At 72.3% G+C, this 12,630-nt stretch carries 13 protein-coding genes; 3 read left to right on the top strand and 10 right to left on the bottom strand.

Annotated features, from left to right (window positions below; translation table 11 throughout):
* Positions 1-122 precede the first annotated feature (122 nt).
* Complete coding sequence (locus BLQ34_RS10515) at positions 123-935, top strand: MerR family transcriptional regulator (RefSeq protein ID WP_091785019.1); 813 nt, start codon at positions 123-125, stop codon at positions 933-935.
* Between the two features lie 61 nt (positions 936-996).
* Here the strand turns inward: BLQ34_RS10515 and BLQ34_RS10510 are convergent, their stop codons facing one another.
* The 3 genes from BLQ34_RS10510 to BLQ34_RS10500 form a co-directional block, all read right to left on the bottom strand.
* On the bottom strand, positions 997-1,344 hold the full coding sequence (locus BLQ34_RS10510; protein ID WP_091785017.1) for a nuclear transport factor 2 family protein: 348 nt from the start codon (positions 1,342-1,344) through the stop codon (positions 997-999).
* 121 nt (positions 1,345-1,465) lie between these two features.
* The gene (locus tag BLQ34_RS10505; protein WP_091785014.1) at positions 1,466-2,452 is read right to left on the bottom strand and encodes a quinone oxidoreductase family protein; all 987 of its coding nucleotides are present in this window, start codon (positions 2,450-2,452) and stop codon (positions 1,466-1,468) included.
* Between the two features lie 24 nt (positions 2,453-2,476).
* Positions 2,477-3,643, bottom strand: a complete 1,167-nt coding sequence (locus BLQ34_RS10500) for a hypothetical protein (protein WP_091785011.1) — start codon at positions 3,641-3,643, stop codon at positions 2,477-2,479.
* 144 nt (positions 3,644-3,787) lie between these two features.
* Between BLQ34_RS10500 and BLQ34_RS10495 the strand changes: the two genes are divergently transcribed.
* On the top strand, positions 3,788-4,495 hold the full coding sequence (locus tag BLQ34_RS10495) for a response regulator transcription factor (RefSeq protein ID WP_091785009.1): 708 nt from the start codon (positions 3,788-3,790) through the stop codon (positions 4,493-4,495).
* Entirely contained in the window at positions 4,492-5,862 is a 1,371-nt protein-coding gene (locus BLQ34_RS10490; RefSeq protein WP_197674687.1) for a sensor histidine kinase, read from the top strand. Before BLQ34_RS10495 ends, BLQ34_RS10490 begins: the two co-directional genes overlap by 4 nt.
* Positions 5,863-5,866: 4 nt before the next feature.
* Here BLQ34_RS10490 and BLQ34_RS10485 read toward each other — a convergent pair whose 3' ends face one another.
* The 7 genes from BLQ34_RS10485 to BLQ34_RS10455 form a co-directional block, all read right to left on the bottom strand.
* A complete protein-coding gene (locus BLQ34_RS10485) occupies positions 5,867-6,817 on the bottom strand; it encodes an NBR1-Ig-like domain-containing protein (protein ID WP_157692990.1) in 951 nt (316 codons plus the stop codon).
* 140 nt (positions 6,818-6,957) lie between these two features.
* Positions 6,958-7,887 (bottom strand): peptidase inhibitor family I36 protein, encoded by a 930-nt coding sequence (locus BLQ34_RS19145; RefSeq protein ID WP_197674686.1) that lies wholly within the window; start codon positions 7,885-7,887, stop codon positions 6,958-6,960.
* A gap of 79 nt (positions 7,888-7,966) precedes the next feature.
* Positions 7,967-8,800: a peptidase inhibitor family I36 protein gene (locus BLQ34_RS10475; RefSeq protein WP_091785003.1), complete on the bottom strand. Its 834-nt coding sequence runs from the start codon at positions 8,798-8,800 to the stop codon at positions 7,967-7,969.
* Positions 8,801-8,844: 44 nt separating this feature from the next.
* Positions 8,845-9,705 carry a peptidoglycan-binding domain-containing protein gene (locus tag BLQ34_RS10470; RefSeq protein WP_091785001.1) on the bottom strand — a complete coding sequence of 287 codons (861 nt, stop codon included), beginning with the start codon at positions 9,703-9,705 and terminating at the stop codon, positions 8,845-8,847.
* A gap of 196 nt (positions 9,706-9,901) precedes the next feature.
* Positions 9,902-10,471, bottom strand: coding sequence for a GNAT family N-acetyltransferase (locus tag BLQ34_RS10465; RefSeq protein WP_091784998.1), 570 nt, complete (start codon positions 10,469-10,471; stop codon positions 9,902-9,904).
* A gap of 2 nt (positions 10,472-10,473) precedes the next feature.
* Positions 10,474-11,313 (bottom strand): uracil-DNA glycosylase, encoded by an 840-nt coding sequence (locus tag BLQ34_RS10460; RefSeq protein WP_091784995.1) that lies wholly within the window; start codon positions 11,311-11,313, stop codon positions 10,474-10,476.
* Entirely contained in the window at positions 11,310-12,581 is a 1,272-nt protein-coding gene (locus BLQ34_RS10455) for an MFS transporter (protein ID WP_091784993.1), read from the bottom strand. The genes BLQ34_RS10460 and BLQ34_RS10455 overlap by 4 nt, the downstream gene beginning before the upstream one ends.
* Between the last annotated feature and the right edge of the window lie 49 nt (positions 12,582-12,630).

The following is a 12,630-nucleotide window of genomic DNA, read 5'->3' as shown; positions in this document are numbered from 1 at the left end:
TCCCCATCCTGCCCTGCGCCGGTGTCAGCGCAGGGCTTCGAGAGCCGGCCAGCGACGCCAGGTCCGCGGGTGCACCGTCGAGCACTGGAGTCTCCCCCAGGGGGAGAGTGCAGACTGCGGGCATGTTGGCGATCGGCGAGTTCTCGCGCATGACCCACCTCAGCGTGCGCACGTTGCGCCGCTACCACGAAGCAGGGCTGCTCGAGCCGGACGTGGTGGACCCCTCCAGCGGCTACCGCTACTACTCGACCGACCAGATCCCGGTCGCCCAGGTGATCCACCGGTTGCGCGAGCTCGAGGTCCCGCTGACCGACGTGCAGCGCATCCTCCGCTCGCCCGACCCCGATCAAAGAGCCGCGCTCGTGGCCGAGCACGTCGGCCGCCTCGAGTCGGAGCTGGCGCGCACGCGCGCCGCGGTCGTCTCGCTGCGGCGGCTGCTCGCCCCGGAACCCGCGCCCCTGGAGGTCGAGGTGCGCGCGGAACCCGCGACGACCGTGGCGGCGGTCGAGGACCTCGTCGACGAGCCGGACGTCTCGGCCTGGTATGCCGGCGCGATGGCCGAGCTCGACGCGGTGGTCGGCCCCACGCCGGAGCACGGACCGCCCGGCGGGCTCTACGACAACGCGCTGTTCGAGCGGGGCCGCGGGCGCCTGGTGGTCTACCGGCCGACTCCAGAGCCGCCCACTCGTGGGCGCGTACACCCGGTGACCCTGCCGGCCGTCGAGCTCGTCGTCACGATCCACGAGGGCGAGCACGACAGCGTGGAGGTCACCTACGGGCAGCTCGGCACGTGGGTGGCGAGCAACGCCCTGACGGTGGACGGTCCGGTGCGCGAGCGCTACCTGGTGGGACCGCGGGACACCCCTGACCCGGCCGCCTGGCGTACCGAGATCGGGTGGCCGGTGTTCCGGGTCGGCTCCTCGGGCCACTCGTGACCTGACGACCGGGCCCTGAAGGCCCGGTCGTGTCGCTCGTCGCCCATCCTTCCGTGGGCGATCAGCCGAGGACGATGTCGAGCCGCGAGATGCGGTCGCCTTCGAGCGTGAAGCGGTAGTCGAGGTCCGCCTTCCCGCCGGGGAAGTCGCCCTCCAGGTGCTCGCTGACCACCCAGACGGGTCCGTCCTGTCGGACGTCGGTGATCTCGGTGGTCAAGGTGAACTCCGCGCCGGCCTCGACGATGAAGCGGCGGATTCCCTCCCCGCCGGCGAAGGACTCGCCGACGTCGGAGATGACGGCGCCCTCGACGAAGAGGGCGAGGGCGGCCTCGGGGTCGCGGACCTCCTGGGCGTCCAGGAAGGTGCGGATCGTGGCGGGCAGGGACTGGGTCTTGTGGTTGTTTTCCATGTGCTCGAGCCTGTGCGCTCGCGGGGCGGGAGGGTCAAGCACGAGAGTCTCCCCCGGAGAGAGGGTCGCGGCGTCGAGGAGCTCGGGACGACCACCGTCGACGAGCTGGTGAGCCGGACGGTCAGGGGACGAGGAGGAGCTTGCCGGTGGTGCGGCGGGCTTCGAGGTCGTCGTATGCCGCGGCCGCGTCAGCCAGGGGGTAGCGGCCACCCACCTCGAGCGCGAGCCGTCCGGCAGCGAGGTCGCGCAGCACCGAGGTGCCGCGTTCGAGCAGCTCCTCGCGCGTCGCGGTGTAGCTGCCGAGGGTGGGCCGGGTGAGGAAGAGCGACCCGAGCGCGTTGAGCCGCTGGATGTCGAACGGCGGCACCTGTCCGCTCGCCCCACCGAAGAGCACCATCAGCCCGCGCGGCCGGAGCGAGGCCAGCGACGCGTCGAAGGTCGCCTTGCCCACGCCGTCGTACGCGACGTCGACTCCGTTGCCGCCATTGGCGTCCCGCACCTGCGCCGCGAGGTCGTCCGACTCGCGGTAGTTCACCACCGCGTCGGCTCCCAGCCGCCGGGCGATCTCGAGCTTGTCCGGGGACCCCGCGGTGGCCACCACGCGTCCGCCCTTGGCCTTGACCATCTGCACGAGCAGCTGCCCGACCCCGCCCGCCGCGGCGTGGACAAGGGCGGTGGTGCCGGGCCCCACGGCATACGTGGAGTTGACGAGGTAGTGCGCCGTCATGCCCTGGAGCATCGCCGCCGCGGCGACATCGAGGTCGAGCCCGTCGGGCACCGGGACGAGGGTGTCGGCGGCGCGGTTGACGACCGTCGCGCCGGCACCCAGCCCGCTGCCCCAGGCGACCCGGTCACCGACCGCCACGTCGGTGACCCCCGACCCGACGGCGGTCACGGTGCCGGCGCCCTCCGAACACGAGACGAACGGTGTCGGGAGGGGATAGACGCCCTGTCGCTGGTAGACGTCGATGAAGTTGACGCCCACCGCCGCCACCTCGACCTGCACCTCGCCGGCCCCCGGAGGTGACACCTCCACGTCCTGGACCTCCAGGACCGAGGAGTCACCGTTGCGGGGAACGACGAGGGCGCGGGCGGTGGTCGAGGTCATGCCTCCGACCCTAGGCGAGGTCGGTCAGGAGAGCGCCTTCTGGTAGGCGACCATCGCCTTCACCGGGGGCTTCACGGCATACGCCTGGGCGAGCTGGGACTGGTCGACGAACCACAGGTGCGTCATGGCGCCCGAGGTGCGCAGGGTCGTCCCCGAAGCACACTTCCCGTCGACCGGCTTGAGCTTCTTCACGCCACCACCGGTGCACGCCTCGTGGGTGTGCCAGCGGACGTACGGCTGGTAGCTCGTCGGCGGCGCCTTCTTCTCGGCCGTGAACATGACCCCCACGAGGGTGAACTTCCCCTCTGCGGACCGACGGTAGATCAGCGTCTCCGGGGCATTCGGGTCCAGGATCCTGCCGTCGGCGCGGTTGGCCTTCTTGGGCACGTGCACCTGACCCTTGTCGCGGGCCTCCTTGCCGAGGGCAGCGAGCTTCTTCTGCTTGCGGTCCCAGGCGGCCTGCACGTCGAACCCCGCCTTGGTCGCGGCAGCCGGGTCACGGTAGGCAGCCGTCGCTGCGATCGTCTTCGCGAGGAGGTCCTTGGCGGCGGCGGTCTGCTCGGGCGTCGCCCGGCTGGTGTCGGGCAGGTTCGGGATGTCGCCGTGGTCGTGCGCGTGCACGGCGCCTTCGGCGTCATCGCCCTCGTCGGTCGTGGCATCGCCGTGGCTGTGCGTCGTCGACGCGGAGGCCTCGTCGGTGGCGTGGCCGTGACCGGGCGCCGCGATGGCCGCGCCGCTGGCGACGAGCGTGAGGGCCGCGACGGCACCCGTGATCGCCGCCGCGCGATGCGGGGTCGACGGCGACCTGAGCCGCGACGGAGCCCACGCGGTGGCGGCGACCACCGCGAGGGCGGCACTGAGCACCTCGAGCGCGACGCAGACGGTGTCGGCGACGCCCACCGGCTCGGCGACGCCGGCCTCCGGTCCGATCGGCAGGCCGCTGGAGCGCGACACCACCCAGACCAGGGCCAGCGCCACCGAGCCCCCGGCCCCCGCCAGGAGCACGCGTCGCGACACAGGTCGCGACCAGCACCACACGGCCCACCCGAGCTGGGCGGCCGCGGAGACGAGGAAGAACAGGCCCGCAGCCCACCACTCCTGGAAGTGGTCGGCGCTGACCCCGACGTGGATGAGGGCGGCCCCGACGGTGAGCAGCGCCGCGCAGCGGATGAGGAGGGTTCGGATGTCCATGCGCCGACCATGCCCGCCCGATGTCCGAGCGACGTGTCCGCAGTGTTCGGGGAATGTTCGGGTTCGGCCACGGCCGAGCACCGATCAGCCGGTATGCCGCGAGGCCGCTTGCCGTGGCACCCCCGGTTCGGCGACGGTTGCGCCATGACCACGACACCGGGGGTGACCTCGCGCGTGCTGCTCGTCGAGGACGAGCCGGCGCTCGCCGAGCTGGCCCGGCTCTACCTGGAGCGCGACGGTCACCGGGTCGACGTGGTGACCGACTCCGACGCGGCGCTGAGCGCGGTGGCGCGTCGCGACCACGACCTGGTGCTGCTCGACATCGGGCTGCCGGGCAGTGTGGACGGCATCGAGGTGTGCCGCCGGATGCGCTCGGGAGACGACTGGACCCCGGTGATCTTCGTGACCGCCCGCGACGACGAGGTCGACCGGATCATCGGGCTCGAGCTCGGCGCCGACGACTACGTCACCAAGCCCTACTCGCCGCGCGAGCTTGCCTCGCGGGTCCGCGCCCTGCTGCGGCGCCAGCACCGAGCCGCGCAGTCGGCTGGGCAGGAGCCGCGCACCCTCACGGTGGGACCGCTCGTCCTCGAGACCGACACCCGCCGAGGGCGCCTGCACGACCGCCCGATCCCCCTGACGACGACGGAGTTCGACCTGCTCGCCCACCTGATGGCCAGGCCCGGACGGGTCTACACCCGCGGCGAGCTGCTGACCGCGGTGTGGGACTACCCGGCCGACGACCCCACCCGCACCGTCGACGTCCACATCGCCCAGCTGCGTGCGAAGCTCGGTGGTGACAGCCCGATCCGCACCGTGCGTGGGGTCGGCTACAGCGTCGAGCGGCCATGAGGGTGACAGGTCCAGCCCGGCGGGGCACGCTCGAGCGGCGCACCGCCGCCCTGATGGCTGCGGTCGTCACGATCGCGGTCGTCGTCGCCGGCCTGGTGTCGGTGGGGCTGGTGCGTGGCGCCGCCGAGGGTGAAGCACGAAAAGCGTTGCGCAGCAAGGCTGATCTGGTGACGGCAGTCCTCGAGGCGAGTCGCCCCGTCGACATCACGCCGGCCCTCCGGGTGGTCCGACAGCAGGACACCCCGGTGGCCTGGCAGGGGCCGGGAGGTCGGTTGGCGGGCGACGCCCTGGCGCGCACCGCATACACCCGGCTGCCGCAGGCGCAGCGGACGGCGAGCGGCTCCCACACCCTGCGCATCGACGGCCGGAAGGTGCTGGTCGAGGTGCGACCGCTGTCGACCGGCGCGACGGTCGTCTTTGCCGAGCGGGCCAGCCTGGCCACCGGCCAGAGCCTGCGCCTGCTCAACCGGGTGCTGCTCGCCCTGGTGATCGGACTGGTCCTCGCGGTGCTCGCCTCGGTGCTGTTCGCGCGACGCCTCGCGGCACCTCTGCGCAGCACCGCTGCCGCGGCGCACCGGATGGCCTCCGGCGAGCGGGCCGTGCGCGTCGTGCCCGGCGGACCGACCGAGGTTGCCGAGACGGGGGAGTCCGTCAACGCGCTCGCCGAGGCGCTGGAGCACAGCGAGCGACGGCAGCGCGAGTTCCTGCTGTCGGTGTCGCACGAGCTGCGCACGCCGCTCGGGGCGGTCAAGGGCTTCGCCGAGGGCCTGCAGGACGGGGTGATCACCGGGGACGCCGTGCCCGCCGCGGGACGGACGATCGTGGCCGAGTCGGCCCGGCTCGAACGCCTCGTCGCCGACCTGCTCGACCTCGCCAGGCTCGGCGCCGACGACTTCCGGTTCGACGAGGTGGAGCTCGACCTGCGTGAGTTCGTCGACCAGGCCGCACAGGTGTGGGGCGAACGGTGTCGCCGCGAAGGGGTGCTGTTCTCGGTCGAGCGGCCGTCGGGGCCGGTGTCCGTCCGGAGCGATCCGGTGCGGCTCCGGCAGGTGGTCGACGGTCTCGCGGAGAACGCCCTGCGGGTCACCGACGCCGGCGCCCCGCTGGTGCTCGCGCTGCGCACCCGGGACGGGCGTGCCGTGCTGGAGGTCCGCGACGGCGGCCCGGGACTGACCGACGACGACATGGCGGTGGCGTTCGAGCGGTCCGAGCTCTACCAGCGCTACCGCGGCGTCCGCCGCGTCGGCACCGGTCTCGGGCTGGCCCTGGTGAAAGCCCTCGTGGACGGTCTCGGCGGCACCATCACGGTCGAGCGGGCGGTGGCCGAGGGCGGCACCTGCTTCCGCGTCGAGCTGCCCAGCGGGTGACCCCTCAGGAGCCGGACCGCACGACCTGCGCCTCCGGGCTCCGGCGCGGGTCCACGATGACCTGCAAGGTGACCGGCCGGCTCCCCGGGAAGGCCACCTGGCCGGCGGCGTCCACGAGCTTGAACCGCACGAGGCAGAACGTCGGGCGGCTCGGCAGGGTGACACCCACGGCCACGTCGACCTGCGCCCCCGGCGCCGTGTCGGAGACCGTGACGTCGGGGATGGTCTGGCACTGGTCGCGTCCCTGCGGCAGGTCGATGCGGCGCAGCGTGTAGCCGACCCACGGGACCGAGCCGGCGTTCTTGAGGCGCCACACCTTCGTCACCACCTGGCCCGCCGGCACGTGGCTGCAGTCGCCCAGGGTGACGTCCGAGACGAAGGTCGCGCGATCACCTCGGTGGGTCGGTGCGGCCGCGGGCGGGTTCTGCTGGTGCACCGGGCAGTCCGCGGCCACCGGACCTCGGGCAGGTCGTGCCGGCGGGTCAGCCTGGCCGTGGGCCGACCACGTGACGCCGAGGCCGGAGGCCACCGCGAACACGGTCGCAGCCGCTCCCAGCAGGACCCGGCGATCTCGACGCCACCAGCGCGCGGTGGGCTCGGGCCGGGAGGTGGTCGGCACGGCTTCGGACGAATCGTGCTCGGGCCCGTCGACCGCCGTCTCGGCCGGCTTCACGGCCCCGTGCGTGACGGCCGCGACAGCGCAGCTGGCCCTGGCCCACTGCTCGCGGTAGAGCCCGGGGTCGGCACCACAGGCCTTGACGAACTCTGCTGTCGTGGCCCAGCTCGGCAGCCGGTTGCCGTGCACCGCTTCGTGCAAGGTGGTGTGCGAGATGGCCTTCGAGCGCCCGGCCATCACCCTGAACGACGGTCGTCCCGCCGCGTCGCGCAGGTCTGCGAGCGTGGCGGCAAACCCCTCGATGGCCTGCGCCCTCATGGTCGTCGTACGGTCCCCCACGCCCCCTCCTCGGCGTCGTCGTGATCCGAGCGAAGGTGAGGTTACCCCTCAAATCGGACATCGGCACCCGGAGAGCAGGCCAGGGCTGCACAGGGGACGACGCGGCCGCCCGCCCTGGGGCGGGACGGGCGGCCGCCAGCTCAGGACGTGAGGACGATTCCCGAGTAGTAGTGCCGCAGGATCGCCTGGTAGCCGGAGCCGCCGGCGGCCAGGTCGCGCGAGCCGTACTGCGACATCCAGTTGCCGTCCACCCACGCGCCGCACGCCGTCGTGGTCGAGCAGTAGTGGGCCTGGAGGATGTTGCCGCTGCGCGTCATCCTCGTGCTCCACGTGCGGTCGACCGCGGCGCTGGTCGACGAGAGCGCGGACGACGGTCGGTAGACCTGGTCACCGGTGTCGTCCCGGACGTCGTAGCACGCACCCCACGACGTCTTGCGGGTCGAGTGCAGGGCCCAGTACCAGCCGTAGCTCTTGACCGCCATCGCGCCGGCACTCAGGGACTCGGCGGGCCAGCTGGAGATCCACTCGTTGGGCAGCACGTTCTCGACGTACGTCTTGAAGGCGACCCGGTCGACCCGTCCCAGCTGCACGCGGTAGACGAGGATCGACGTGGGCTTCGTCGTGTTGGTGCCGTCGGTGTGGCAGCCCGTCGTCGTGCTGAGCAGCTGGTGCGAGGCGTTGTTGTTCTTCAGGGTCGCGTTGAGGTTGGCCTTCGTCCCGGCTGCCACGTCCTGGTGGGCCCCGGCGAAGTTGCTGTTGTAGTAGATGCGGACCGTCTTGCCGGTCCGGTTCCAGACCGAGGCGGCGTTGTTCTTGACGCACACGCCCTGTCCGTTGCCGGCCCCCTTGAACTCGTAGCAGGTCGGTTGGGTGTCGCCGTAGTCATCCAGCGAGTCGGTGAAGTCGGACACCGAGCCGGCCTCGTTGCTGTTGTAGTAGTAGCAGAACTCCCCGCTCTGGCACTGGCCGTCACGGTCGGCTGCCGATGCCGGCCCCGCCAGCGACAGCCCGGTCACCGCAAGGGTGATCGTGGCCAGCAGGGTGGCGAACGCCGTTGTTCGTCTCGACATGGTGGTCTCCTCTGGGTCGCGCGACCGGCGGGTGGGTGGCCACGTGCGCCCACCCACCCGCCGGTCGAGGCTCATCCGGTCAGTGGTTGGCCTGGAACCAGGGCTGGGCCCAGCCGAGGTAGGGCTTGCCCCAGGACGACTTGATCTCCGCGATCGTGGTCTCGGTGTAGGAGCCGTTGCCGTGGATGTCGTTGGAGATGAACTTCCCTCCGCCGATCGAGATCATCACGTGGCCTGAGCCCTCGCCGAAGAAGGCGAGTCCGCCTGCGGGCACGTCGGTCGAGCCGGCGTGCTTGAAGCTGCTCGGGATCGCGTTCCAGTGGGCCAGCGCGGTGGTGGAGCCGCTGTGCGCGAAGCCGTAGGCCAGCCCCACGAGGTGGTCACACAGGTTGTAGTAGCCGTCCTGGTAACCGCTGTGCACGTGGTTCTTGGCCCAGGTGACCGCCTCGGCGCAGGTCTTGGGGTCGCCGGTGCCGGCGATCGAGCAGCTGGCCGAGCTGAACGGGCCGAACTTGTGCGAGGCGTTGTTGTTCTTGAGGGTGGCGTTGAGGTTGGCCTTGGCGCCGGCCGCGATCGACTGGTACGTGCCGGCATACCCGCTGTTGAAGTAGACCCGCACCGTCTTGGAGCTGCGGTTCCAGACCGAGGCGGCGTTGTTCTTGACGCACAGGCCCTTGCCGTTGCCTGCGCCCTTGAAGTCGTAGCAGCTCGGCTGGGTGGTGCCGTAGTCGTCGATCGAGCCGGTGAAGTCGGAGATCGAACCGGCCTCGTCGCTGTTGTAGTAGTAACAGAACTCGCCGTCGTTGCACACGCCGTCACGGGATGCGGCCTGCGCCGGCGCCGCGACCGCGAGCATCGAGGTGAGGACTGCCGCGGCCAGGCTGGCTGCGGCGAGGAACTTGCTTCGCTTCATCGTGTCTTCCTTCTGCGTGGTGGGTTGGTGGTGGTGCGGTGCTGTCACTGCAGGCGCTGGTACTCCTCCCAGGTGTGGATCGTGATCCGCGGGCCGTCGTCGGGCTGACGGTTCGCCAGGCCGTTGAGTCCGAGGTAGTAGTCGCCGACCTGGTGCTGGGCCTGGCTCGACAGGTCGGTGTCGTTGATTGCCGCGGCGTGGATGTGCCAGGGCCAGTCCCCCTGGTTCGGGTTTCGCAGCCACGCGGCGAAGCCCACCTGGCGCAGCGCCCGCACGACGTTCGTGCGGGTCGCGGTGGTCATCCCCGCGACGGAGATGTCGACGACCCCGCCGCCGTCGTGGGTGCCGGCCGAGGTCGGGTCACCGCCGGGGTTGTAGGAGCCCTGGTCGAGCACGATCGACCGGTTGAGGATGCCCTCGGCCGCCCGCAACATGCTCTGCGTGCGCTCGTTCACGGTCTGCCCGTCCCAGTCCACCCGGGCTCCCGGGCTGATCGGGTGGGTGACGGTGAACCGCCCCTGGCCGAGCGTGGTGAGGGAGGTGCGGCCCGGCAGGCCGTTCGCGTCGAGCCCGGTGTAGCCGAGCGACCGCTGGTAGGCCGCGTAGGCATCGACCGTCTTGGTGCCGAAGTAGCCGTCGACCCAGCTCGCGTCGAGCAGGTGCCGAGCCTGGAGCGCCTGCTCGACGGCCAGCACACTCGCCTTGGCGCCGGTGGTCACCGTGTCGTCGGCGCGCCGCGGGTCGATCTGGGCCGCCTTGACCGTCGCCTCCATGTTGACCGTGGGGAGGGTGGCTGCCGATCCTCCTGCGGTGGCCGCTCGGGCGGAGCCGGCCCCGGGCGGGGCCGCACCGAGCGTGATGGCCAGGGCAGTGGCTGCCGTCACCGACAACAGGGATCGAAGCATGGGGCGTCCTCCGGTCAGGGTGGGGGAGTCGGTCCGGCGACCGATCGGTGCCCACTGTCACGAGCGGTCGCGGTGTCCGGCACCCCGCAACCGCGATCTGACAGCACCGACCCCATCGACAGGGCCTCTGACCTGTGAAGACACCGGTGTTGTCAGATTCGCGGAACCCCTGACGGACGCCTCGCGGCGGCGCCGGCTACGCGTCCGTGGCGATCCAGTAGCGGCGCTTGCCGCGCAGCTCGCCCTCGAGCTCGCCGCCGTTGGCCTCGATGGTCCGGGCGGACGCCTCGTTGTCGAGGTCGCAGGTCACCAACAGCCTCGGTATGCCGCGCGCGGCAGCCAGCGGGACCACCTGCCTCAACGCGTCGCTCGCAAAGCCCCGGCGCCGAGCTCCCGGTCGGACGCCGTAGCCGACGTGGCCGCCGATGCTGGCGAGCATCGGGTGGTCGATGCTGTGCCGCAAGGAGATCCCGCCGACGAACTCGTCCGGCCGGTCCGGGTCGGCCATCCACCAGTGCGTGGTCGCTGCCCACCCCGGGGGTCGTGGGGCGTCGTCGTCGGCGTCGCCCACCCGGTTGGCCACCAGTCGGGCGAACTCGCCGGGCTCCTCGAGTCCCTCACGGGTGAACGTGATGCCGGGGAAGTCGCCGTCGGCAGGCAGGCTCAGGATCCCGTCGTGCTGCCACTGCCCGGCAGCGCGGAACTCGTCGGCGGCGTCGAGGAAGGAGCGGTGGAACCTGACGTGCGGGATCGCGAGCAGCACCATCGTCAGGCGTCCTCGCCGAGCCGCGCGATCGCCGCATCCAGCATCGCCTCGGTGAGCTTGCCGGTGAAGGTGTTCTGCTGGCTGACGTGGTAGCTCCCGACCAGCCGCACCGGGCGCCCGTCGGGGGTCGTGAGCACGGCTTCCGCTCCGTGGCCGAAGCGCGGCTTGGGTCGCGGGACCTCCCAGCCGAGCCGTCGCGCACTGCCGACGGCGGCGTCCCAGCCGATCGAGCCCAGCGCCAGCATGGACCGCAGCCGGGGTGCGGCGAGCTCGAGGTCGCGGTCGAGCCAGGGCGCGCAGGTGGCCTTCTCGGCCGTTGACGGCTTGTTCGCGGGCGGCGCGCAGCGAACCGTCGCGATGATCCGGAGCCCGGTCAGCGCCAGCCCGTCGCCGGCGGCCACGGACTGCGGCTGGTTGGCGTACCCGGCACGGTGCAACGCGGCATACAACCAGTCGCCCGACCGGTCACCGGTGAACATCCGGCCCGTTCTGTTCGTGCCGTTGGCGGCGGGCGCCAGCCCGACGACGAGGACCTCGGCATCGGGGTCACCGAACCCCGGACCGGGTCGGCCCCAGTAGGGCTGGTCGGCGAACGACGCTCGGCGCCCTTGTGTCGCAACGGTCTCGCGCCACGCGACCAGCCCCGGGCAGGCCCGGCACACCGAGATCCGGGCGTCCAGCTCGGCCACATCGGGGGCGGTGCAGGCGAGGGCGGAGGTCTGGGCGACGGTGCGGGCCACCGGTGTGGCGGCGGTCGCGGGATCGCCCGGCCAGCCGGTGCCGGGCGGCACCGGCGACTCGAAGAGCTCACCCGTCACGGGGTGGGGGTCGACGTTGCTCACGGCACCAGCCCCGGGACACCGCGCGCCGCCCCCGTGGGGGCCGCCGGCCCCTTGGAGGTGAGGTTGCGGACGCTGGGGAAGCACAGCGCGAAGAGGGTCGTCGCCACCATGACCAGGCCGCACACGACCAGAGCCGGGTGCGCGCCGAACCGGGCCGCGGCCGGTCCCGCCAGCAGCAGGCCGATCGGCCCGAGCAGGAGCGAGCCCAGCTCGTCGTACGAGCTGACCCGGGAGACGGCCGAGGCCGGCACCTCGCGCTGGATGGTGGTCTGCCACAGCACGGTGAAGAGGTCGAAGCACAGCCCCAGCACGAAGGCGGCCAGCACCACGGTCCAGAGCGGCGCGTGCCCGCCGAGGAGCAGGTAGGGCGGAGCCGCGCCGAAGCTGATCAGGGTGACGGCCAGGATGGGGCGCCGCGGCCGCCAGCGCAGCGCGATCAGGACGCCGACGATCAGCCCGACCGACTCGCCGGTGAGGACGGCCGTCCAGGCCGCGGGCCCGCCGAGCTCCTGCTTGGCGACGACCGGCCCGAGCACGAGGTGGGCGGCCTGCCAGACCATGACCAGGACGGAGAACTGGACGACGACCACCCACAGCCACTGCCGCGACCGGAACTCGACCCACCCCTCGCGCAGGTCCGCGAGGACCGAACCGCTGCTGTCCCTGGCCGACGACCAGCGCGGCCGCAGCCGTGACACCAGGGCACCGCCCGCGAGGAACAGGGCAGCTGCGACCACGAGGGACCAGCCCGCACCGACGGCGACGACGAGCACGCCACCGGCGACGAGGCCGGCCACCCGGGCGATGTTGCCCCCGAGGCCGAGCAGCGCGTTGCCCTGCTGGAGACCGGCCGCCGGGACGACGTCGGGGACGATGCCGGTCAGGGCGGGCCAGACCATGGCGGTGGCCGTGCCGGAGACGGCGGCCGCAGCCGCGAGCCCCGCGGTGGGCGCGTGCCGCGTCATCACCATCAGGGCCAGGGCCAGGTGGGCGGCAGCGTTGACCCACTCGGCCAGCTGGAGGATCCGGTGGCGCGGGTAGCGGTCGGCCACGACGCCGCCGGCCAGCACGAACACCACGATCGCCACGGACTCGGCGGCCAGCACCACGGACAACGTCGTCGCGGTGGCGCCGGGCAGGTCGAGGATCCCGAACGCCAGGGCGACGGGTGCGAACGCGATGGCCAGCATCGACAGGGTGCGGGCCGAGAACAGCACGGCGAACTCCCGCTCCCGCAGGAGGACCAGAGCCCGCTGTTCGCCGTCCACGGCACCAACGCTACGGGGTGGCGCAACGGGATATCGGCGGCAGCCGATG

The organism is Pedococcus dokdonensis (assembly GCF_900104525.1).
Taxonomy (GTDB): domain Bacteria; phylum Actinomycetota; class Actinomycetes; order Actinomycetales; family Dermatophilaceae; genus Pedococcus; species Pedococcus dokdonensis.
This window is presented reverse-complemented; position numbering and strand designations above follow the sequence as displayed.

Bases quoted from the DNA above. Each gene is read 5' to 3' on its own strand.
- BLQ34_RS10515 (WP_091785019.1), top strand. From the start codon at position 123: ATGTTGGCGATCGGCGAGTTCTCGCGCATGACCCACCTCAGCGTGCGC.
- BLQ34_RS10510 (WP_091785017.1), bottom strand. From the start codon at position 1,344: ATGGAAAACAACCACAAGACCCAGTCCCTGCCCGCCACGATCCGCACC.
- BLQ34_RS10505 (WP_091785014.1), bottom strand. From the start codon at position 2,452: ATGACCTCGACCACCGCCCGCGCCCTCGTCGTTCCCCGCAACGGTGAC.
- BLQ34_RS10500 (WP_091785011.1), bottom strand. From the start codon at position 3,643: ATGGACATCCGAACCCTCCTCATCCGCTGCGCGGCGCTGCTCACCGTC.
- BLQ34_RS10495 (WP_091785009.1), top strand. From the start codon at position 3,788: ATGACCACGACACCGGGGGTGACCTCGCGCGTGCTGCTCGTCGAGGAC.
- BLQ34_RS10490 (WP_197674687.1), top strand. From the start codon at position 4,492: ATGAGGGTGACAGGTCCAGCCCGGCGGGGCACGCTCGAGCGGCGCACC.
- BLQ34_RS19145 (WP_197674686.1), bottom strand. From the start codon at position 7,887: ATGTCGAGACGAACAACGGCGTTCGCCACCCTGCTGGCCACGATCACC.
- BLQ34_RS10475 (WP_091785003.1), bottom strand. From the start codon at position 8,800: ATGAAGCGAAGCAAGTTCCTCGCCGCAGCCAGCCTGGCCGCGGCAGTC.
- BLQ34_RS10470 (WP_091785001.1), bottom strand. From the start codon at position 9,705: ATGCTTCGATCCCTGTTGTCGGTGACGGCAGCCACTGCCCTGGCCATC.
- BLQ34_RS10465 (WP_091784998.1), bottom strand. From the start codon at position 10,471: ATGGTGCTGCTCGCGATCCCGCACGTCAGGTTCCACCGCTCCTTCCTC.